The 22,480-nt window shown below is 70.1% G+C and carries 17 protein-coding genes; 7 read left to right on the top strand and 10 right to left on the bottom strand.

Features of this window, described 5'->3' with window-relative positions:
- Positions 1–231: 231 nt before the first annotated feature.
- Positions 232–1,077 (bottom strand): hypothetical protein, encoded by an 846-nt coding sequence (locus IE313_RS32155; RefSeq protein WP_373317112.1) that lies wholly within the window; start codon positions 1,075–1,077, stop codon positions 232–234.
- A 5-nt stretch (positions 1,078–1,082) separates the two neighbouring features.
- Positions 1,083–2,420 carry a type VII secretion protein EccE gene (eccE, locus tag IE313_RS32150; protein WP_373317111.1) on the bottom strand — a complete coding sequence of 446 codons (1,338 nt, stop codon included), beginning with the start codon at positions 2,418–2,420 and terminating at the stop codon, positions 1,083–1,085.
- 216 nt (positions 2,421–2,636) lie between these two features.
- On the opposite strand from eccE, the gene eccB reads away from it, so the two are divergent.
- The 7 genes from eccB to IE313_RS32115 all read left to right on the top strand — a co-directional run bounded on the left by eccB (position 2,637) and on the right by IE313_RS32115 (position 10,120).
- Positions 2,637–4,157, top strand: coding sequence for a type VII secretion protein EccB (gene eccB, locus IE313_RS32145; protein WP_189938505.1), 1,521 nt, complete (start codon positions 2,637–2,639; stop codon positions 4,155–4,157).
- A 10-nt stretch (positions 4,158–4,167) separates the two neighbouring features.
- Positions 4,168–5,442, top strand: coding sequence for a type VII secretion-associated serine protease mycosin (gene mycP, locus IE313_RS32140; protein WP_189938504.1), 1,275 nt, complete (start codon positions 4,168–4,170; stop codon positions 5,440–5,442).
- Between the two features lie 337 nt (positions 5,443–5,779).
- Complete coding sequence (locus tag IE313_RS32135) at positions 5,780–6,238, top strand: DUF2563 family protein (RefSeq protein ID WP_189938503.1); 459 nt, start codon at positions 5,780–5,782, stop codon at positions 6,236–6,238.
- A complete protein-coding gene (locus tag IE313_RS32130; protein WP_189938502.1) occupies positions 6,235–7,860 on the top strand; it encodes a WXG100 family type VII secretion target in 1,626 nt (541 codons plus the stop codon). Before IE313_RS32135 ends, IE313_RS32130 begins: the two co-directional genes overlap by 4 nt.
- Before the next feature lie 26 nt (positions 7,861–7,886).
- Entirely contained in the window at positions 7,887–9,182 is a 1,296-nt protein-coding gene (locus IE313_RS32125) for a S8 family serine peptidase (protein ID WP_189938501.1), read from the top strand.
- A 156-nt stretch (positions 9,183–9,338) separates the two neighbouring features.
- Positions 9,339–9,677, top strand: coding sequence for a WXG100 family type VII secretion target (locus IE313_RS32120; protein ID WP_189938498.1), 339 nt, complete (start codon positions 9,339–9,341; stop codon positions 9,675–9,677).
- A 140-nt stretch (positions 9,678–9,817) separates the two neighbouring features.
- Positions 9,818–10,120, top strand: coding sequence for a WXG100 family type VII secretion target (locus IE313_RS32115; protein WP_189938496.1), 303 nt, complete (start codon positions 9,818–9,820; stop codon positions 10,118–10,120).
- Between the two features lie 247 nt (positions 10,121–10,367).
- Here the strand turns inward: IE313_RS32115 and IE313_RS32110 are convergent, their stop codons facing one another.
- From IE313_RS32110 to eccCa, 8 genes are all read right to left on the bottom strand, one after another.
- Positions 10,368–10,676: a DUF397 domain-containing protein gene (locus IE313_RS32110; RefSeq protein WP_189938494.1), complete on the bottom strand. Its 309-nt coding sequence runs from the start codon at positions 10,674–10,676 to the stop codon at positions 10,368–10,370.
- Positions 10,677–10,980: 304 nt separating this feature from the next.
- Positions 10,981–11,691 (bottom strand): hypothetical protein, encoded by a 711-nt coding sequence (locus tag IE313_RS32105; RefSeq protein ID WP_189938492.1) that lies wholly within the window; start codon positions 11,689–11,691, stop codon positions 10,981–10,983.
- A 4-nt stretch (positions 11,692–11,695) separates the two neighbouring features.
- Positions 11,696–13,957, bottom strand: a complete 2,262-nt coding sequence (locus IE313_RS32100; RefSeq protein WP_189938489.1) for a DUF6571 family protein — start codon at positions 13,955–13,957, stop codon at positions 11,696–11,698.
- Positions 13,957–14,406 (bottom strand): hypothetical protein, encoded by a 450-nt coding sequence (locus tag IE313_RS32095; RefSeq protein ID WP_189938487.1) that lies wholly within the window; start codon positions 14,404–14,406, stop codon positions 13,957–13,959. Before IE313_RS32095 ends, IE313_RS32100 begins: the two co-directional genes overlap by 1 nt.
- Before the next feature lie 359 nt (positions 14,407–14,765).
- Positions 14,766–15,293, bottom strand: a complete 528-nt coding sequence (locus IE313_RS32090) for a hypothetical protein (RefSeq protein WP_189938485.1) — start codon at positions 15,291–15,293, stop codon at positions 14,766–14,768.
- Positions 15,290–17,572 (bottom strand): DUF6571 family protein, encoded by a 2,283-nt coding sequence (locus IE313_RS32085; protein ID WP_189938483.1) that lies wholly within the window; start codon positions 17,570–17,572, stop codon positions 15,290–15,292. The genes IE313_RS32090 and IE313_RS32085 overlap by 4 nt, the downstream gene beginning before the upstream one ends.
- 31 nt (positions 17,573–17,603) lie before the next feature.
- Positions 17,604–18,074, bottom strand: a complete 471-nt coding sequence (locus IE313_RS32080; protein ID WP_189938481.1) for a hypothetical protein — start codon at positions 18,072–18,074, stop codon at positions 17,604–17,606.
- A gap of 411 nt (positions 18,075–18,485) precedes the next feature.
- The gene (gene eccCa / locus IE313_RS32075; protein ID WP_189938479.1) at positions 18,486–22,466 is read right to left on the bottom strand and encodes a type VII secretion protein EccCa; all 3,981 of its coding nucleotides are present in this window, start codon (positions 22,464–22,466) and stop codon (positions 18,486–18,488) included.
- Positions 22,467–22,480 lie beyond the last annotated feature (14 nt).

Raw genomic sequence — 22,480 nt, 5'->3', positions numbered from 1 at the left:
GGCCCGTACGGCACTTCCCCCGGGACGCCACCGGCCCGTTCACCGACCACCCGGTGCCCGGAGTACGCCGATCGCGTCCAGGTCCCAGCCTAATCACCACGGCGGCCCCTACGGCAGGTCCGCCGGCGCACCCGTCCCCGGCACACAGCACCGCACCGCGGCACAACGCACACGGGGCCCTCTTCAGGGGCCCGGTGAACCCGGCCAAACCGCCGACACGGGACGAAATCCCTACGGCCGGTCCATGCGTCGGGGCACACCCAACAATCCGGTCTCGGCGTCGGTGGCCTGGGTCATGACGTACTGCCTGTCGCGTCCGGCACACCAAAGAGTGACACCGTCCGCGAGTGTGGGCAGCGACTCCACGTCCGCGCCGGGGAGCGCGAGCAGCCGGCCGAGCCTGCTGGACTCGTCGGGCGACAGCCGCTGGACGCCCACCAGCCGGGTCTGCCGCATCAGCCGCGGCGCGACCGGACTCAGATACGGCAGCAGGGTCAGCACCGACTGCCAGGGCCCCGACACGACCCGCCCGCGCGGCGGCTGCATCCCGCAGTCCCGCAGCACCAGCACGGGGCTGCCCGCCGAGGGACCGAGCGGCGGCACCCTGCCGACGTCGTGCAGCGTGATGCACTGCTGCGCACCGCCCGCCGCGTGCGCGAGGGTGGTCCACTCCGCGGCCCGGCCGGTCTCGACGGCGACCCGCGCGCCGGTCGCCGCGGCCCGCAGCGCCAGCACCTGCGCGGTCCACAGCCCGCCGATCAGCAGGATGTCGTACGGAGTCGGGCGGTTGAGGCCGAGCACCGCGGGACGGGACTGCGCGTCCACGCCGATGACCACGCCGTCGTCCCCGACGGGCAGTGCCAGCGTGTCGATGTCCTCCGGCGCGACGGCATGGCGGCCGCTGCGCGGGCCCAGCAGACCGAAGCCGGCCCGCATCCTGGCCCGGAGAGCGGCCGCGTGCCCGGTGGGCAGGCCCTGCGCCGCGGCGCCCAGGGGACCGGGTACCGGCCGGCCCGACGGTGCCGTGGTCACCGGCGCGCCGCCCGTGCCGCCGGGTGCCGTCGGAGGGGTGGTCATGGCCATCAGCGGGTGCCTCCCAGCGGCATGGTGGCGAGCACACCCGGCAACTGCTCGCGGTCGAGCCGGACCAGGGCCGTCCTGGTGTGGCGGGCGGCCTGCTGCAACTGGCGCCGGGCGGCGACGAGTTCCGTGTCGCCGCGGCCCGTGACGCGGACGAAGCCGCGGACCGTCATCTCCTGGTGTTCGCCGCGGCCCAGCGTGAGGCTGAAGGTGGTGGCCAGCGCGGGTATCGCCGTGATCAGCGCGACGAGCTGCGGCAGGGATCCGCCGGAGCCGCCCAACTGCGGCCAGCGGCGCACCCAGTAGGTCGTGTGCCTGCGATTGTCGCAGCGCCAGGTGCGGCTGGTCTCCTCGGTCCTGCGCTGCGGTGCCTCGGAACGGCCCGCCTGCGCCGTCACCATCGGGTTGGCGCACGCCGAGGTGGCTATCGCCGCGGCCAGCTCCTCCTCCGTGAGCAGCGTGGCACGGAAGCCGGCACCGGTCAGGCGGCTCGCCAACTGGTCGGCGGTGCGCACCACGCACTTCTGCGCTCCCGTGATCCCGCCGCCGCGCGCGGCCACCGCCTCCGGGCACAGCTCCGGATCCAGCTTCAGCGCGATCCAGGTGATCCGGACCGCGGGCGCCCCCGTCTGCGCCTGGAGCGGGGCGTAGTTGCTGACGGCGACGGACTCCTGGGGGAGGTGCAGTGCGGGCGCGGGCTGGGTGTGCAGCACGACCTGCGCCGACTCCAGGCGGATGTCGTCGACGTCCATCGCCTCGCGGACGAGTTTCAGGGGCAGCGGGCGCCGGTCGCGTTCATTGCGCAGCGCGGTGGCGTCGGACTCGACCTGGAGGACGGCCGTCAGGAAGGTGCCGTCGCCGACCATGCCGACCGGGCGGCGGTCCTTTCCGCCGTACGTGTACGTGCGCAGCGCGGGATCGCACTCCACCGCGGGTGCGAAACCGGGCTCGGTGCCCGGTGGTACGGCCGTGTCCTTCGCGCGGCGCCTGCGGACGCGCAACCCGCGGGCCGTGGTGAGCCATTCGGGCAGCGAGCGGCCGCGGCGGCGCATCACCGCGAGCAGCACCAGGACGGCCGCGATCACCGCCCCTGGCACCAGCAGCAGCGTGTCCGTCACCCAGGCGGCCAGCAGCACCGCCGCCGCGGCCTCCAGTAGCACGAGCTGCTGGAGGCGGAAGGAGATGAACTGCCCGGAGCGACTGGTCAGACGGAAGACGACGGGGGAGGATGCGGTCGCCGTGGACGCCGCAGCCGCCCGCCGCCCGCGCCCCGGAGCGCGGCCCTGCGGCGCCGCGGACCGGGTTCCGGGCCGCGGCCGTGCCGGCGTGGCGGAAGTCACTGCTTCAAACCCCCGAATGTCGTCCGTATCCGTCCGAACGCTCCTGCAGGCAGGCCGCTTTCGGATCCCGCACCCTACCCGCCTCACACGAGCGGGCCCTCACCAGGCATAGTAGGGGCCCGGTCCGACAATAGAGGCGGGGAAGGGACGGCAGCCCCCCGGCTGCACCCCCGGGGGTCGGGCGCCGCACGGAGCAAGGGGGAGCGGCACACGCTCATGGCATCACGACGGGACGAGCTCAACGCCTACACCTTCGCGAAGCGCCGCATGCTGGCGGCCTTCGTGCAGCCCTCGGCCACGGGTTCCGAGGAGAGCGCGCCACGGCCGCTGCGGGCCCTGGTGCCCAGTGCGGTCGTCGCGGTGGTCATCCTGGCCGGTTTCGGCGCGTGGGGCATGCTCAAGCCGACCGCCCCGCAGGGCTGGGACACGCCCGGCGAGAAGGTGATCATCGCCAGCAAGTCCACCACGCGCTACGTCGTGCTGGAGACCGACCACAAGGTGCAGTTGCACCCCGTGCTCAACATGGCCTCCGCCAAACTGCTGCTCGACGCCGACAAGGGCCAGGTCATCAACGTCGACGAGTCCGTCCTCGACAGCGGCAGGCTCCCGCACGGCGCCACCATCGGCATCCCCTACGCCCCCGACCGCCTCCCCGACCCCGACGAGGCCGCCGCGGCCAAGCGCTGGGCTGTCTGCCAGCGGCCCGGCGAGGGCGGCGCCGTCCAGAAGGCCGCGTTCGTCTTCGCCCAGCGCGAGGAGAAGCGCATGGAGGGCGGGCAGCGGCTGCACGGCGGCGAACTCCTCTACGTGCAGGGGCCCGCACCGGACAGGACGCGCTACGTGGTGGACCCGAGCGGCACGGCGTACCCGCTCGACGACAACCAGAACCTGCTCGGCGCCGTCGTGTCCGGCGCACGCCGCCCGCAGCAGGTGTCGAAGGAGTGGCTGAACACCCTGCACCCCGGCGACCGGATCGTTTTCCCGGAGATCAGCGGCGCGGGGGGCGCCGCCGGCGTCCACGGCACCCTGGACCCCGCCGCCGACCGCGTCGGCATGGTCCTCCAGGCGCTGGACGGCGGAGTGATGCGGTACTACGTCGTCCTGCCCGGACGGGTGGCACCGATCTCCGACTTCATGGCGAACCTGCTGCTCCAGGACCCGGACCTGTCGCACCTGATGACGACGGGCGAGGCCCTGCGGGTCAACCGCGGATCGTTCACCCCCAGCCCCACAGAGTTCGGCGACGACCACGCGTGGCCGCAGGACAAGCCGCAGGTGGTCAACACCCCCAGTACGCACGGCGGCGCCCGCAACACCGTCTGCAACGTCCTGCGCTCGGTCGCCGGCAACGGCACCACCACCCTGAGCACCTGGGCGGGCACCTCCTTCCCCGCGGCCCTCGCCACCGGATCGAGCAGCGCCTATGTGACCCCCGGTTCCGGCCAGTTGTTCCGCCAGTTCCAGGGCACGGAGACCAAGGTCGGCGGTGTCTTCCTGGTCACCGACACCGGCCTGCGCTACGCCCTGCAGTCCAACGGCGACAGCGCCACGGACGACTCCGGGATCGGCGAGTCGGGCAAGAAGGGCCGACAGCAGCAGCCGGAGGAGAAGGACTCGCAGACCCGGCTCGGCTACGGGGACGTCACCCCGGCGCCGGTGCCCGCGCCCTGGTCAGAGTTCCTGCCGACCGGCCCCCGGCTGTCGAAGGCCGCGGCGAGTCAGCCCCAGGGGTCGTGAGGCGCCGTCCATGACCGATGCACGCTCCTGCCGGCCGGCCCCCGGGCGCCGGGGACGGCTGCGCCCCGCGGCGGCCGCCCTGCTGGCCACCGCCGCCTCCGCGGGCCTGCTCACCGCCGCCGGCACCCCGGCCGCCGCGGACTCCGGCGAATGCTCCTTCCCGAACACGAAGTACGCCGGCAAGCCCTGGTCCCTCCAGCGGGTGAACCTGGACGAGCTGTGGCAGCAGTCCACCGGCAAGGGCGTACGGGTCGCCGTCATCGACACCGGCGTGGACGTGAAGAACCCCCAGCTCGCCCACGCCGTGGACGCCGGTGCCGGGCACAACTTCCTGCCGAGGAAGGACGGCAAGGGCGAGCCCGTCCCAGACCGCGGCAACGAGCAGGGCACCACGGACACCGTCGGGCACGGCACGAAGGTCGCCGGCATCATCGCCGCCCGCCCCCTCAAGGGCACCGGATTCGTGGGCCTTGCACCAGGGGCGACGATCATCCCGCTCAAGCAGAACGACGCCCAGGGCGACGGGAACACGACCGGCCTCGCTCAGGCCATCACGTACGCGGTCCACGAGGGCGCGGACGTCATCAACATCTCCCAGGACACCGCCGACGCGGTCGCCCCGGAGGCATCCTTGGAGCAGGCCGTGGAGGACGCCATCCGCTCCGGAGCGGTCGTCGTCGCCTCGGCGGGCAACGACGGCCTCGGCGGCAACGTCAAGAAGACCTACCCCGCCTCCTACCCGGGCGTCCTCGCGGTCGCCGCGTCGGACCGCAACAACGAGCGGGCGGCGTTCTCCCAGTCCTCCAACGAGGTGGGGGTGGCGGCGCCGGGCGTCGACATGGTCTCCACCGTCCCCAAGGGCGGCCACTGCTCCGACGACGGGACCAGCTTCTCGGCCCCCTACGTCGCCGCCGTCGCCGCCCTCATCAAGGCGAAGCACGAGGACTGGACGCCCAAGGAGGTCGTGGCGCAGATCGAGCAGACCGCGGAACGCTCCATCGCGGGCCGCGACCGCCTCGTCGGCTGGGGCGTCGTCGACCCGGTCCGCGCCCTCACCGAGGACGACCACAAGGTGGAGGAGCCGGTCGCCCACGAGGGCCTGGTCCGCGCCGAGGCCCCCAGCCCCGCGCCGCTCCACCTCGGCGAGACCCAGGCCGAGCGCAACGCCCGCCTCGGTACGTTCGTGACGGTCGGTGCCGCGGTCCTGGTGGCGGCCCTCGCCGGTACGGGGGTCGCGGTACGGGATGCGCGGCGGCGCAGGCGCAGGGTCCGCGGGCAGGCGTGAACGGGCGTGAACGGGCCTGCGTCAGTGGGCGTGCGTGAGTGGGCGTGCCTGGAGGCGCTCGCGAGGCGGTGTTCGGGCTCGGTATCGCATGCCGTTGTCGGAGGGGCCGGGTAGTGTGGGCCGAGCGCTGTTCAGAGGGGCGGGGACCAATGGGGGCAATAGGGGGAAAGGCCGCCCTGTCTTGGTGGAACCGTAACTGACCCAGTACGTAGATCAGTTGGCCGGGTTCTGCCCGTTGACTAAAGTAACTGGAAGCGCGGTCATTAGCAGCTTCGCCCGTTGAACCGGGGGACACGGTCGGACGGGCACTGGGGAACTCACGGGGAGGGAAGGTCCAGTGCTTCCTGCGGATGCGGGTGGTGGCGCCGATCTGCGGCGCGGCGCAGAGGCGTTGAAGATCTTCAAGCGGCGCGTGGACACGCTGTTGAGCGAATTCGAGGGTTCCGCCGGCAGTTCTTCGAAGGTCGGTGCCCAGACGATTTCCAGGGCGTCCCTGAGCGGGCACGGGACCTTCGGTGAGGCGGACGACCTCTACCACCAGTACAACCGCGTGCACGAGCAGCTCACCACGCTGTCCAAGTCGCTCGGCCACCAGATCGAGGCCATGGGCATCGCCGTGCACGGCGCGGACATCGGCTTCGACAACCTCGACGAGGACCTGCGCCGCAGGTTCTGGGCCCTGCAGACGCAGATCCACGAGGACAACCAGCCGCCGCGGCACGAGAGCCCGGAGCACCACGGCGACCAGCAGCACGGGCACAGTGACGACAAGCATTCCGGAACGGGGTACTCATGACCCACGGAAAGCCGCACGCTCAGGACCGTCAGCGGGCCACCCAGGAAGTGGGCCTGACGGACGCGACCACATCGGCCCTGGAATTCCTCTCCGGCATCTTCGGCAACGGCCGCATCTTCGGCCGTACCGACTTCGAGGGCCACGAGCTCAACGCCATGCTCGACCTGGTCGAGCACACCGACCCCGGTGAGCTGGCGAAGGCCGGCGAGGCGCTCTGGAGCGCCCGCGACGCGATCAGCGATGCCGCGGACGAACTCAGCAGGCACATCGGCAACGTCGACTGGAAGGGCGAGGCGGGTACGAACTTCCGCGACTGGGGCTCCAACCTCGTGGCGAACACCCACGCCCTCGCCAAGTACGCCGACGTCGCCGGCCTGCAGATCACCGCCGCCGGCTCGGGCCTCGCCTCCGTGCGCAGCTCCATGCCACCGAGGGACACCCGGTTCCACAAGCAGAAGGTCGAGGACATCCCCACCCCCAAGCGGGTGAAGGGGAACGCGGAGTACGACGAGGCCGTCAAGGTCGAGGGCCACCGTCAGGAAGCCATCAACCAGATGAACCGGCTGGCGTCGTTCTACTCGGTGTCCAGCGGGACGCTTGCGGAGCAGCAGCCGCCTCGGTTCGAGATGATGCCTAATGTGGGGGTGCCTAGGCCGTCGTCGACCAAGGCGCCCAAAAGGGATGACTCTGTTGAGGGAAGCGGCAGTCTCGGCACGCTTGGCCGACACGTAGCGAACCAGGGGTACCACGCTACGGGCCAAGTGCCGAATGACGGCGACAAGCGGCTTTCAGTGCACGAAACGATCAATGATCGGCACCGTCCAGATGTGGGCACGGTGATCGACAGTGTCGCGCCCCCGCTCCCCACGACGCCTCCCGTCGACACGGGTCAGCCCCCGACGCACACGGCGCCGGGCGGCACCACGCATACGTCGCCGCCCCCGTTCGCCAACGGCATGGTGAAGCCCATCACGAACGGGCCCGTCAAACCTCGGGGCAACAACCCCCCGCCGCAGGCGCGCGGCTCCGTGCGGGAGTCCGCCACTGGAAAGGGCACGACGAGTACCGGCCGGGCGGCCAACGCCATGGGGCGGGGGCCGGTCAACCAGGCACGGGCGACCGGACGCGCCGCCTCCACCGGGCGTATGCCGATGGGCCGGGGAGGTGTCACGGGCGGAACGCCGCGCGCGGCGGGCCAGGCCAAGTCGTCGAACGCCGGAGCCACCCGGAAGGGCGGGGTGGTGGGCGGCAGGCCCACCAACCAGACGTCGGGATCGACGTCCCGGGTCCCCAGGGGCACCGTTATCGGGGGCCAGAAGGAGAACCCCGGCCGCACCCAGGGGACACCGGGCAAGCTGGGGCAGCGCGGTGTGATCGGAGCGCCGAACCCCCAGAACGACAGGACCCAGGGGCCGCGGCGGACGCCCGGAGCACCCGAGGGTGTGGTCGGTGCGCCGAAGAGCCGTACGACGGGTCCCAAGGGGGAGCGCGCCGGATTCACCCCCGGTGGCTCCGGACTGGTACGGGGCCGGGGGGACCAGCAGCATCGCGACGCCGAGGGTGCGGAGCAGCCGCCCACGCCACAGCAGCGCCCACCCCAGGCACCACCAGAGACCGAGTAGGCCTTCGAGCGAGGACGTGCACAGGCATGAAGCCAGGAACCGACCGCCGCGCCGGCGCCACCGCGCGGAGTCACGGGCGCAGACGACGAGGCGCGGGCTTGGTGGCCGCGACCCTGGGTGTCTGGGCCGTTGCGCTGACGGGCCTCGCCCCCGCGGCGGCGGCTGACGACGTCCAGTCGCAGCAGTGGTACCTGGATGCCATGAGCGCTGACCAATTGTGGAACGTCAGCACGGGTAAAGACATTACTGTCGCCGTGATCGACAGCGGGGTGTCCGAGACAAAGTCGCTTGAGGGAAAGGTCCTCCCCGGTAAGGACGTGACCGGTACGTCAGGCGGTCCTACCGATGACTACGACGGTCACGGAACTTCGATGGCCGAACTCATCGCAGGTTCAGGGAAGGACGGCTCCCTCAAAGGCCTGGCTCCGGACGCCAAAGTCGTTCCATACCGGGTTACTCTTACGACGTTGCCCGGTAAGCACAAGGACGACACGTACAAGGCCATCAGGGAAGCGGCTGATGGCGACGCCCGGATCATCAATATGTCAATTGGCGGTCAGTACTGGGACCCCCAGGAAGAATCCGCGATCAAGTACGCTCTCAGCAAGGGGAAACTGCTTTTCGCCTCGGTAGGTAACGAGTCCAGCAGCAAGACCGAATATCCTGCGAGCTACCGCGGAGTCGTAGGCGTGTCAGCCGCCGACGAGAACGGAACGGTAGCGAAGTTCTCCGAATACAACGACTCCGTCGACCTGGCCTCCCCCGGCGCCGATGTGCCCTCCTGGTGCGACAAGACCCTGAAGAGGTACTGCAAGAGCGAGGGCACCAGCCAAGCCTCCGCCATCGCCTCCGCCTCCGCGGCCCTCATCTGGTCCGCACATCCCGACTGGACCGCCAACCAGGTGCTGCGCGTCCTCATCGACACCGCCGGCCGTGACTGGCCGAAGGACTCGCCCAGCAAATACCTCGGATACGGTCTGATCCGCCCGGCCCGCAACCTCCTGCACCACGAGGGAGACCCGGGGCCCGCAGACGTCGACCCCATCACCGGTGAGAAAACCCCCGGAGTCGCGTCCTCCTCCGGAACCTCCGCGGCCGGATCGGCGTCCCAGGATCCGGACGGAAAAGCCTCGGGCGACGCATCCTCGGCGGGCAAGGACTCCTCGCAGGGCACGTCGGGAGGGGAGACCTCCGCGGCGGCCGCTACCGCGGACAGCTCCGACGGCAACGGAACGCTGTGGACCGTCGTCGCTGCCGTCGCAGCCGTCGTGGTGGTCGGCGGCGGGATCTTCGCCTTCGTCAGAAAGCGCCGCACCGCCTGAGGGCGCCCCGATCGCAGGAGCGCCGAACACACGTCGGCCCCTGGCCGATGATGCCGGACTGTGCGCCTGCGGGCACCGCACCTCGGTCCCCGGAGGCCCCCGACAACCGAAGAGCGCAACACAGACAGAGACAGGTTCAGGAAGGGAAGCCCAGTCATGGCAGATGGCCAGCGGGTATCAGACGATGAGCTGATCAAGCTTGAGCAGCACATCGTGGAGAAGTACGACTCGATCAAGGACCAGGTCAAGCGGCTCCAGGGCACCATCGACAACCTTGAGGCGCACTGGGTCGGCCTCGGTGCCAACGCCTTCGGCCGCAAGCAGGAGGAGATCAACACCAGCCTCGTCCACATGGGCAAGACCCTGGCGAAGTTCCTCGACGCCATGAACTCCACCCGGAAGATCAAGAACGACTCCGAGGACAAGATCCTGGCGGACGCGAAGTCCATCGACCCGGGCCTGGGCAACCAGACGTCGGCCCTCAGCAGCTACTGACCGGCGTGCACGCACCCGTGGGCGCGCCCTGAACCGGGTGCTCCCGCCGAGCGGGTGCGGGCACTGACGCGGAGCCGCTGCTGACGGAGCCTGCTGTCCCGCCCGCCACCCGGCAGACATCACCAAGGAGATGGGTAACCATGGCGAACCCGCATTACGACGAACTCGCAGTGAAGTACGGCGGCCTCGACGCGATGGCCACGGAGCTCGGCAACCAGGCCAAGCGGCTGGAGACCGACCTGGAGGACATCAAGGCGGCCGTCGCCCGCGCGGCCACCGGGTGGGAGGGCGAGGCCCACACCACGTACACCACGGTGCAGCAGGCGTGGAACAAGGACGCCAAGATCATCCACGAGGCGCTGATGTCCATCACGCGTCTGGTGCACAACGCCGGCGGTGACTACCGCGGCGGCGATCTGAAGGCGGCCAGCTACTTCAACTGAGCGAACGCGGTACAGGACAGTGGGGTGGGCACGCACGGGAGGTGCCCACCCCATGTGTCTGAAGTGGCCCCGGTGCAATGGGGCGGCGGTTCGATGCCGACGGCCGCAGCGGCCGGCCCGGGGACCGCGAGTGCCGGTTGCACCAAGGTGGGCCTGCCCGCCCTCGGAGCCGGGCGCAGACGGGACCGGCCGCCCGGCACCGGCCACCGTGACCGGCACCGGCACCGGGTACCGGTCACGAAGAACGTCACTCGGCCGGCAGGCCCCCGTTGTGCGGAGCGGGCTCCAGGTCGAACTCGCCGTCGCGGGCCCCGAGGACGAAGGCCCGCCACTCCGCCTCCGTGTACCGCAGGACGGTGCCCGGTTCGACGGAGGAGCGCATGGCCACCGCACCGCCGGGCAGGTGGGCGATCTCGACGCGTTCCTCGTGCTCCTCGGTGCCCGGTGCGCCGAGCCATTCGACGCCGGAGATGTCGAGGGCGTAGAGCTCTTCCTTCTCGCGTTCCTTGCGCGCCTCGGTCTGCGCGTCACGCGCCGTGCCCTGAGCGTCGGCCATCGAGCGGTCCCTTCACGGTGTGCGGATGTGCTGCGCGGCCAGCGTACTTGGGGTACTCGGGCCCGGGTGGGGCCCTTGGCCGCTGCCATGACAACGACGCACGCGGCGTTATTGTCACACCCTCCGGACGGCGGGCTCGGGCAGCGCACGGGCAACTCGTCACCGAGGCCATCACGGGCAGGCACGGCGCCACCTGCCTGGGGCAGGCACGGCGCCAGCAGCCTGGGCAAGACCGCGCCACCGGCCTGGGCAAGCACGTGCCCCCGGCCCGCCGGCACGGGACGGGGGCACGGGGGACACGCGGCTACGACGTCACGGACTCGCCGTCCGGGACCGTCGACGGCAGGTGTGCCTCGTCGGCGCAGCCGAGCTTGTCGGCCAGGTGCCGGGAGACGGAGTTCAGGATGACCATCCTGTCCTTGCTGGGGGAGTTCCCCTTCAGTTGGCCGGCGCTGCTGAATATCCCCGCGTCCACGTACCGGGTCCGCTTTCCGTCCGAGCCCTTCGTGGTGCACTGGAAGTACAAGGTGGTGGAGTTCTTGTCGCTCGTCGCGGCGTACGCCCCCAGCGCGTAGAACGTGAAGTCCTTGCCGGGCGAGGCCTTCAGTACGGCGGCCCGGGTCGGGTGGGTGTCGGCGGCCTTGAAGTCCAGTTGGACCAGCGGGGCTCCGCTGGTGTCGTCGGGCAGGTAGACGGTGCACCTGCTGCGCTGCTGGACGTCGTCGTGGACGTGCGCCGCCGCTCGGTCGAGGGAGAACTGGTTGCCCTTGCCGCTGAGCTCCTCGAAGGAATCGGCTCCGCCGAGGCGTTGCAGGGCCGTCACGGCCGGCCTGTCCAGGGTTCCGTCGCAGATCCGGCTCGCTGGTGTCTGGGCGGCCTGCGGTTGCTTGTCGCCTTCGTCCGAGCACGCGGACACACCGGCCAGGGTCGTCAGCGTCGCCGTGGCCCAGAGCACACCTCGTACGAGGCGGCCGCGGGGGGCCCGGCGACGTCCGGTGGGAGGGAGGTTTCGCACGGTCTCAGTCCTTGTACGGGGGGCGTCCGCGGTACCTGTCCTCGTTGGGACCAGTGCCGTAGTACTTGTCACCGAGGTCACCCACGACGTCGTCGTAGTCCGCCTGCTTGCTGTGGCCCTTGAAGTAGTAGTCGTAGTCGTCACCGATGGTGTCCGAACCGGCCTGGAAGAACTTCTGGCTGGTCATCTGGGACTTGGCCAGCGGGTCATCCTCCGCCTTGTCCGCGGCGTTGTCGATGCCCTGGCCGATGAACTCCTCCACCGCCGAGCCTGCGGTGTCCGCCGCGATGGGGACGATCGCGAGGCCGGCGCCCTCACCACCGGGAATGCAGGCCACACCGGCGCCGATGGCCGCGCCGACGCCCCACTTGATCCAGTCCGTGGACTTGCCGAGCGACTTGTTCGCGTCGTCCGAGTCCTGGCCGTAGTCGGCAGCGGCCTGCTGGACGCGTGAGTGGTCCAGGACGCCGCGCGTCTGGGCCTCCATCATCAGCGCGTCCTTGGCCCGGTCGTAGTGCTCCTGGTCCGTGGGCGGATTCTGCTGGAGCAGGCTCAGTGTGTAGATGTGCTGGGCGGCCGAAGTGATCTTGTGCGAATCCTCGTTCTGGCCGAGGACGCTGAGGAAGTTGATCGCCCCGTCGTTGCCGAAGTCCGCCCGCCCCGCGTACTTGGCGGGGAAGTTGTCCGCGTCCCTGCCGTGGTCGCCGATGCCGGACATGTTGTAGTCGATGTCGTCGATGTAGGCGGACGCCATCTTGCCCAGGCTGTCCGCCAGCTCCGGGTGGTCGTGCAGCATCTTCGGGCCGTCCTCACCTCCGTAGAGGTAGACGACCTGCTCCATGACGCCCGCGGTGGCGGCGTTGCGGTGGTCAGTGTTGCCGGGGGTGGGGTGCTCGGCGTCGAACGAGTAGCCCGTGGTCGCCGCCTCCAGGGCGTGGCCGAGGGCGTCCTGGCCGGCCATGTAGCCCTTGTGGGTCTGCGGCTGGTCCGACCACCAGTCGCGTTCCTTGGTGAGGTACTTGAGGTGGTCGTTGAGCTCCGAGTCCTGGTTGACAGTGCCCTTGGTGTCGTCGGGCTGGCCGAAGAACTGCGTCGAGGCGTCCGGGTTGTGGCCGAGGGCCTCCAGGAAGCCGGTCATCGGGTCCCGGCCGCGGTCGCCCTTGCCGTAGAAGTTCAGGTCGCACTGGTCCCAGTTGTTGATCCAGTGGTTGGGGCCCTTGGTGGTGTTGAACTCCTTGTCGTAGGCGATGAGCTTGTCCCCGTAGTCGTTCAGGAACTGGTCGTCGTAGTCCCCGAAGCGCATCAGGGCGCTCATGACCTGGAACCCCTTGGGGTAGCCGTCCGGGTCGTCCCCCATGCCCTGCGGCCCGAGGTCCACCATCTGCTTCTCCCACGTGTCCATAGCGGCGCTGTCGGAGAGGGTGGCGGTGCCGAGGGCGGTGCCGAGGCTCTTCTGGAGGCTCTTGGCCAGGTTCTCCCGCTCGGGGTCGTAGGTGGGGAACTGCGGGTCGGCGAGATCCGTCCAGAACTGCAGGGTCTTCTTCGGGCCGACGGTGGTGGCCAGCGTCTCCGCGAAGAGCGGGTCCTTGCCGTACTTGGTGAGGTTCTCGTTGAGCTCCTTGAGCTGGGCGTCGCTCAGATCCTTCGGATCCTTCTTCATGAGCTCGGCCATGTCCTCGGCGGCCTTGATGGCCCTGGCGGCGGAGTCGCGGTCCTTGTAGTCGGCGTCCGAGAAACCGTACTTGGCCTGGTCGACGATGAGGCGGAGGGCCTTCGCGGCGGAGTCGTCGCTGTCGGTGGCGCCCTTGAGGATCTTCTGGACCTCGTCGCGGAGGTTGTCGACGTCCTGCTCGCTGTGTTCGGGGACCTTGGTGCCCTCGGCGGCGCGGTCGGGGTGGATGTTCATGGTCACGGTGAAGCCGCCGTGCCCGGTGTCCATGACGGTGAGGTTCTTCTTGAGGCCCCGGTCGATGGCCTCGTTGAGCTGTTTGCGGTAGCCGGTGAGCTCGCCGTGGGTGTCCTTGAGGATCCTGGCGATGGTGTTGGCCTGGGTGTGGGCGTCGCCGAACTCGCCCGCGGTCTTGTCGATGAAGTCCCGCGAGACCTGGGAGTTCACGCCGGCCCAGTTGGCCTTGTCCGCCTTGCCCTTGAGGTTGTGTTCGGCGTCGCGGCTGAGTGTTTCGAGCTTCTTGGTCATCTCCTCCCAGTCGGTGATGGCGTCACCGAGTTTGGAGAAGTTGCCGAAGCGGAGCGCGTCGAGGTCCATCAGCTGCCCTTCCGCTCGTCGAAGCCCTTGTCGAGCTCGGCGATGCTGCTCAGCGTTCCCGCGATGTAGACCTCGTCGCCGGCGTGCGCCTTCTTGGTGTAGTCCATGTGGTTCGAGATGTGCGCGCAGGCGTCCAGGAGGTTCTGGCACTGGTCGATCCAGTGCACGGCGACGTGGTCGAGGGCCCCGCCGATGGCGAAGCCCTCCTTCTCCAGACCGCCGGCTGCGTCCATCGAGGAGAGGCGGGCGTGGTCGCTGTACTTGTTGAAGTCGTTGTACAGCTTGTAGGCCGCGTCACCGACGGCGGCCAGGTCCTTCTGGCTGACCTTCAGATCGCCCGGGGTGGACGAGGTGCTGCCCCCGTCCACCGGCACGGAGTTCAACTCCATCCGCGCCGAGTGCCGCCCCGCGGCCTCCGCTTTGAGTTGCTCCCACTCGTCCCATGCCATCCGGCAACCCCTTCCCCGTGATGCGGCTCTCGCTCCGCGCGCCGGTGAACCACCCGGCACCCGCCGCCCTCCGCGTGCATCCGCCGCTGTGGCGCGAATTCTATGTGCGATCGGGCAAGCGTCCGACTGCTTGAGGGCAGCCGTCAACCTACCAACGTGGGAGGTGCGGGGGGTTGCCGGGACCGTGGGCCCGGGCCCCGGGGTGTGGGGAGTTGGTGGCGAAAACGTGCCCTTTCCTTGTGGGCGGCGGCTTGGCGTCCCGCGGCTTGGCTCGCTGCGGTGTGGGTGTGTGGGTGCGTGCTTCGGTGGGGCGGGGTGTGGCCGGGGCGGAGGGGCACCCCTCCGCCCCGGCGGCGGGGTCACCGTTCGCAGGGGAGCGTCTTCTTGTAGCCCTCGGCGTAGCTGGCGAGAAACCGGACCATTTTGTCGCCTACGTCGCCGTCGGGATTCTCGACCTGTGCTGCGATGGAGAAGTGTTCGGCCTTCTGCCGGGCGTTCTTGCAGTCGATGATCGTGGTGGCACCGTCATTCCATACCGCGTAGCGGCCGCCCTGTTCGGGGTGCGCGTTGAAGACCAGTTGCTGTTCGGCGGCTTGCTGGGCGGTGAGGTCAGCTTTCTGCCAACGCCCTTCCATGGAGAGCTCGACCCTTCCGTCTATGTCAACGCTGCAGAAGAGGCTGTCCGGGACCACTCCCGCACTCGACTTGGCTACGGTCAGCTTGTTCCCGGGTGGAAGAATGTCCCTCAGCGTGGATGCCTTGACGGGGACTTTACACAGCGCGGACGGCACTTGGTAGTTCCTGTCGTTGCTTGAGCATCCTGAGAGAGTCAGCAGTGCCACAAGGCCCGCGATGGTTGCGATCCATTGCTTTCCCGTCACGCTCATCGCTTCGGCCTGGTCGCGCTGCCCATGGCCACGCCTGCCGAGTGGCCGTCGTCGGCTGCGTTGCCGCCAGAATTCATGAGATCGACCACCGTTTCCCAGTTGTATTTTCCACGCGTTGCTACTTCAACGGCCGTTCGTGCCGAGTCGATAGCCGCGTCGCGGCCCTGGAAGTAGGTGCCTCCGGCGTCGCTTCGCGCCTGATCCGATGAGTCCTTCTCAATGCTCTTCATCACACTCTCTTGGATGTCTTCCACGGCCCAGCCCACGGGGGCACCGACGATCGGGACCTCCTCCACCTTGCCCATGCCGATGCCGAGGATGCGGTTGACCCACTTCTGCTTCTCCGCTGCCGCCTCGTTGAACTGACTGTCCACTGCGGAGTGGTAGTCGAGGACGGCTGCCGCTCGTGATTCACTCAGAACGCCGGCGATGATGCCGCCAGGTCGTGTGGCGTTTTTGATTCGTTCGACGTCCGGGACCGATGAATCACTGTCCGAGTTGACGGCCTCCTGCACAATGTGGGCGGTATAGGCATGCTGGGCGGATGTGATGGATGCATATGCGTTGGGATCCTGGCCGACCTCTGACAGGAAAGCGTACGCTGTGTTTTCTTCCAACCTGGCGGGTGAACCCGAGGACGGGTAGGTTGCGCTGTCCGTTCCTGCGAGTGTCCGCTGAAAGTCACCCATGTAATCGGCGGTAATGTCGCCAAGGCTACCGCGCATGGCGTAGAGAGGGCCGGAGACCTCCTCGATGTCGCCGTTCTCGTTGTGGCGAATGAGCTCCGGATGTGCGCCGAACTCACTCACAATCTTCCTGACCAGGTCGGCCGCCTCCGGTGAATGCTTGACCGCATGCCCGCTGTCGTCGTCGTACGGCCGCCCAGTCGCCGCCGACTCCAACGCATGTCCCAAGGCCTCGGGGCCGAAGTTCCGGGCCGCTTCCTGCTTCTGGAGGTCGCCGTAGACGTACGGGTCGTTGGAGTCCGGGTTCCACTGGAAGTGCTTGTCGGTGAAGACGTCGAGGTAGCTCTTGAAGTCCACCTTCCCACCCGGATCCACGGCCCCGTCCTCCCGATAAGCCACCGGCGGACGGGTGAAGAACTGCTGTGAGGCCTCGGGGCTGTGGCCCAGGGCCTCCAGGACGCTGTTGAGCGGATCCGTCCCGGACCCCGTCCTGCCCGAGGGATTGAACCCGTACCGTTCGCCCTGCCCGTACCCGACCCGGGTCAGCAGCCCGTCCGGGTCGGCCTGGTGGAGCTGGGTGATGTGCTCCGCGATGGGTGTGAGGAAGCGCGGGTCGTAGTCGCCGTAGCGGAGGATCCCGCCGAGCACCTGGTAGCCGTAGGGCTTGCTCATCATGCCGGGTTGCCATTCCACCGGCTGCGTACCGAGTTTGCGGAACTCCGCGCCCCAGCTCGGCGGAAGGTGGTGCCTCCTGTCGGGGTCGGTCGCGTTGGCGAGCGCGTGGCCCAGGTTGCGCTGGAGCTCGCCCACGGCGTCCAGGCGCGCCCTGCCCGCGTCCCTCTCCGTACCGTCGGTCGCCATCAGGCCGTAGAACTCGAGGACCTTCTCGGGGCCCCCGAGGCCCTCGTAGAAGTCGGTGGCGAACTCGCCGTCCCGTTCACGACCGTTGAAACGCAGGATGCGGTTGAGCTCGGCCAGTTCCCCTTCGGTCATGCGGTCGCCCTTCCGGGCGAGTTCGACGGCGCGTTCCGCCTGCGCGTCGTCGAGCGACGCGTATGTGCGGTGGCCGGCGTTGTACGGGTCGTTGCCGTGCGTGCGGCCGAGTGCGAGTCGCACCGACTGGTCGATGTCGTTGGCCCGGCCCAGCTTCGAGCTGATCTGGTCGGCGAAGTGCTGGGCCTTCTCCTGGCCGCCCTCCTTGGGAGGCTCGCCCGGTGCCGTGTGCTCGGCGACGACGACCGTGCAGTGATGGGCGTCGGTGACGACGAAGCCCTGCTCGCGGGCGTCGGACACCAGGGCGCGCACGCTGCGCTGGAGTTCGGCCAGTTCGCGGTGCGCGTCGTCGAGGAGGCGGTGGATGCTGCCCGCCTCGGTGTGGAGGTCACCGATCTCCTTGGCGGTCTTCCTGATGAAGTCCCGGGTCACCGTCGCGTTGACACCGGCCCAGCGGGCGGACTCCGACTTGGCGCGCAGCCCGGTTTCGGCGTCCTTGGCCAGCGTCCTGAGATGGCCGACGGCCTGCTTCCAGTCCGCGACGGCCGTACCGAGGCGTTCGAGGTCGACCTCGATGAGGTCGGTGTACGTGAGGGCCACCCGTCAGCCGTCCCCTTGCTCGAAAGGTCGTTCACTCGAAAAGGTCGTTCAGCCGGGACACGGACACGGCCGAGCCGTCCCTGCCGCGGAGGTCGGCCGCGATGCGTGCGTCGTCGTGGCCGTGCTGCTTCCTGCTGTGGTCGAGGTGGTTCGAGATGTGGGCACACGCCTGGAGGACCGACTTCAACTGGGTCGTCCAGACGTGGACGGTCTCCTGCAACGCGGGGCCCATCGCGAAGTGGTGCCCCTTGAGCGCGGCGGCCGCCTGCTGGGTGGATCCCTGGCCGTCCTTGCCCGCGCCCGCCGCCGCGAGGTCGGCCTGCTTGCCCAGTCGGCCGTGGAGCACGAACGCCTCGTGGCCGACGGCTCCGAGATCGTCCTGGTGGACGACCAGGTCGGCGTCGCCGCCGCCCTGGTCCCCGGGGTACTGGTCCAGTTGCATCCCCGTGGCATGCTTCCTCGCTGCATCCGCCTTGAGCTGCTCCCACTCGTCCCAGGCCATGCGTGCGCCCCTCCCCGTCGCCTGTGTCGCCGCCCGCACAGGCTGCGTTCACGCTGGGTCCCGCGAAACGGCTGTGGGGGCATGTGGTGACAGATTAGCGACGCAGCGTAGTGGGACGCAGGTCAACTCACCCCTGACGGTCCGTAGTTGGCCGAAAAGGGCGGCCCGTGCCCGGTACCCGTGCTCCGACGGCTCCGACGGCTCCGACGGCTCCGACGGCTCCGACGGCTCCGACGGCCACCGCCGGCGCGCCCCGCCCGACGGCACCGGCGTGCCCCGCCCGACGGGCGCAAACGCCCTTTGCCGGTGCGGCCCAGCCCGAGGCAATCCCCCCGGTGCACGGCCCCGCCCGTACGGACGACCTCCGCCCGGCGCGGGCCGTGCAGCCTGCGCCGGGCGGTGCGGTGCGCCTCAGTGCTCTTCCGGCAGCAACCCCGTCTGCACCAGCGGCCTCCCCCTGCGCCGGGAGACGAAGACACCGCGGCCCGCGGGCATCGGGCGCGGGCGGACGCCCGCCATGAGGTCGCCCTCACCGGGGTCGCCGGAGAGGATCAGGCCCTGCGCGCCGAGCTCGGTCATCCGCTGGATGAAGGGCTCGTACGTGGCCCGGCCCGCACCCGCCGAGCTGCGGGCGATGATGAAGCGCACACCGACGTCCCGGGCGAAGGGCAGCATCTCGGTGAGGTCGGCCAGCGGGTTGCCGCTGGACGTCGACACCAGGTCGTAGTCGTCCACGACCACGTACACCGTCGGCCCCCGCCACCAACTGCGCTCCCTGAGCTGCTGCGCGGTGACCTCGGCGGTGGGCGTGCGCCGCCGCATCAGGTCCGCCAGGGCCTGGACGTGGTGGCCCATGGCATTGGACATGGGCACGTACTCCGCGAGGTGCGTACGGGGCGTGACGTCCAGCAGGGCGCGGCGGTTGTCGACGACGAAGAACTTGCAGGCGTCCCCGGAGTACCGCTCCGCGAGCTGCTTGATGAGCAGCCGCAGCAGGTTCGACTTGCCCGACTCGCTCTCGCCGTAGACGAGCAGGAACGGGTCCTGGTCGAAGTCCACGAAGACCGGTTCCAGGTTGTTCTCGTCCAGTGCGAAGGCCACTCCGCGCGCGGGGTGCGCATGGCCGGGCGGTAGCTGGGCCGCGGGGAGCTCGCGCGGCAGCAGCCGCACCTGCGGGGCACCCGGCACCGTCCAGTGGCGCCCCACCTCGGCGGCCAGCGAGGTGGTCGCCTCGGACAGCTCCGTGTCGGAGGTGAGGCCGTCGATGCGCGGCACGGCGGCCATGAAGTGGGCCTTCTGCGGGGTCTGGCCGCGGCCCGGTACCCCGGCGGGGACGTTCGCGGCGACCTTGCGGTCGAACTCCGAGTCCATGGGGTCGCCGAGCCTCAGCTCAAGGCGGTTCATCAACTGGTCCTTGAGGTTGGACCGCACCTCCATGGACCGGGAGGCCGAGAGCACCAGGTGGATCCCGTAACCGAGGCCCCGTGCCGCGATGTCCAGGACGTGGTCCTCCAGCGCCTCGTAGTCCGAGCGGAAGTTGCCCCAGCCGTCGATGACCAGGAAGACGTCGCCCCACGGCTGGTCCGTCACCGAGATGTCGCCCCGGGCCCGCCGGGCGCGGAACTCCGCGATGGAGCTGATGCCCATCGCGCGGAAGTACTCCTCGCGGCGGCTCATCACCCCGTACACCTCGGATACCGTGCGCCGCACCCGCTCCGGGTCGAGCCGGGACGCCACACCGCCGACGTGCGGCAGGCCGGCGACCGCGACCATGCCGCCGCCACCGAAGTCCAGACCGTAGAACTGCACCTCGTGCGGGGTGTGCGTGAGCGCGAAGGACGCGATCAGGGTGCGCAGCAGGGTCGACTTGCCGGACTGCGGCCCGCCGACGATCTGCATGTGCCCGGCCGCGCCCGAGAAGTCGCACCACAGCGGGTCGCGCCGCTGCTCGTACGGCTTGTCGACGAGACCGAGCGGAACGACGAGGCGCCCCGCGCCCTCGTAACCCGGCTGGGTGAGGCCGCGCTGCTGCACCGGCGCGAGACCGGGCAGCAGGGCGTCCAGCGGGGGCGGCGAGTCCAGCGGCGGCAGCCACACCTGGTGCGCCGCGGGGCCCTGCGCCTCCAGGCGGCGCACGATCACGTCCAGTACGGTGTCGGCGAGGGCGCTGTCCTCGGTGCCGCCGGCCCCGGCGCCGCCCCGCTCCGCCGGGCGCTTCCCCGGGTCGGCGTAGTGCACCGGTACCGGTGCCGCCGTGAAGAGCGCGGGACGCCGCTCCACCGGCACGGGACCGCCGAGCGCGGCCTGCTGCGCGCCGGAGCGGTACGCCCCCGAGACGTACGCCGCCTTGAACCGCACCATCTCGTCCGTGCCGTACTTCAGGTAGCCGGAGCCCGGCACGTTCGGCAGGTGGTAGGCGTCGGGGACGCCGAGCGCGGCGCGGGACTCCGCGGCGGAGAAGGTCCGCAGGCCCACCCGGTAGGAGAGGTAGGTCTCCAGGCCGCGCAGCCGGCCCTCCTCCAGGCGCTGCGAGGCCAGCAGCAGGTGCACGCCCAGCGAACGGCCGATGCGGCCGATCTGCACGAACATCTCGATGAAGTCGGGCTTGGCGGTGAGCAGCTCGCTGAACTCGTCGATGACCAGGACCAGCGACGGGATCGGCTGGAGCGGCGCACCCGCGGCGCGCGCCTTCTCGTAGTCGTGGATGTTGGCGTAGTTGCCGGCGTCCCGCAGCATCTCCTGGCGGCGGTTGAGCTCACCGCGGATGGAGTCGCCCATCCGGTCCACCAGCGTCAGGTCGTCGGCCAGGTTGGTGATGACGGCGGCGACGTGCGGCATCTGCGCCATGCCCGCGAAGGTCGCACCGCCCTTGAAGTCCGCGAGGACGAAGTTCAGCGTCTCCGAGGAGTGGGTGACCGCGAGGCCGAGCACCAGGGTGCGCAGCAGCTCCGACTTGCCGGAGCCCGTGGCGCCGACGCACAGCCCGTGCGGGCCCATGCCCTCCTGCGCCGCCTCCTTCAGGTCCAGCATCACCGGTCGGCCGTCCTCGCCGACGCCGATGGGCACCCGCAGCCGCTCCGCGAGCGCGCGCGGCCGCCAGGTGCGCTTGGTGTCCACCGAGGCGGCGTCGCCCAGGGAGAGCAGGTCGGTGAACTCCAGGTTGGCCAGCAGCGGTTCGTCGTCCTCGCCGCCGGAGGCCACCCGCAGCGGTGCAAGCTGCCTGGCCAGCGCCTCCGCGGCCTCGTACGACAGCAGGTCCGGCGTGCCCTCGTAGACCAGGCCGTCCTCCGACTCCAGATGGACGGTGCGCGGGTGGACGACCACCGACAGGCCGCCGCGTCCACCGGTCAGCTCGCCCGCCACCACCTCCACGACCGTCACGCCCTGCAGGCCCTCCGGGCTCGCCAGGGTCGAGACGGGCAGCAGCGAGACGCCGTCCAGAAGGACGACGATGTGCGGCTCGTCCGGCAGCGGCGCACCCGCCGGGTGGAAACGGGGCCTGCCCTGCAACCGGGCGGACAGCAGTTCGTCCAGCTCCATGGTGTCGCCGGTGATCAGGCGCCGGCTGCCGGCACCGTCCGCCGGGCCGGGGCCCTGGCAGTGCGGAAGCCACTTCGCCCACTCCCAGTGCGCCGCCGCGTCCCGGCCCGCCGCCACCGCGATCACCAGGTCCTCAGGCGAGTGCAGCGAGGCGAGCGACGCCGCGAGCGCCCGTGCCGTGGCCCGCGCGGAGACCGGGTCACCGCTGATGGTGAGGTGGTAGAAGGCACGCAGCGAGACCGCCATGGGCAGCGCGTCCAGGGTGCCGTGCAGCGCGAGGAAGCGCTGCATGGCGTGCGCGGTGAGCGGTTCGAGCTGCTCCACCGGCGCCGTCTGCGGGGCCAGCAGCGGAGAGGCCAGGGACTGCGGACCGAGTCCGATGCGCACCTGTGCGAAGTCGTCGTCGCCGGGCCGCCGCTCCCAGACCCTGCTGCCCTCGGCGACCAGTGCCCAGAGCTGGTCGGGGGAGGGGTGCAGGTAGTACTGGGCGTCCCGCTGCGCCCGTGCCGTGTCCCGTACGGTGTGCCGGGTCTGCGAGAGGTAGAGCAGGTAGTCGCGGCGCATGTTCGCCAGCTCGCCCTGCGTGCCGCGGCGGTAGCGGATCACCATGGAGATCGACATCGCCACCGTGGACGCCACCATCACGGCGCCCATGACCTTCATGAACGGCTGTGTGGTCGGCATGAAGTAGAAGACGACGGATCCGCCCATGCCGAGCATGGGGAGCAACTGCATGAGCGCGCCCTCCTGCTGACCCCGCGGCAGTTCGGGCGGGGACTGCAGGTCGATCTCCTCCGTCGGCACCTCCGACGGCAGAACCCGTGGCGGGCGCTTGACGATGATCTGGCTCACTGCTCGTCCATTCC

Source organism: Streptomyces sulfonofaciens, assembly GCF_014656295.1.
GTDB classification, from domain to species: domain Bacteria; phylum Actinomycetota; class Actinomycetes; order Streptomycetales; family Streptomycetaceae; genus Streptomyces; species Streptomyces sulfonofaciens.
The sequence above is the reverse complement of the archived record's forward strand: the minus strand, read 5'-3'. Positions and strand labels throughout refer to the sequence as shown.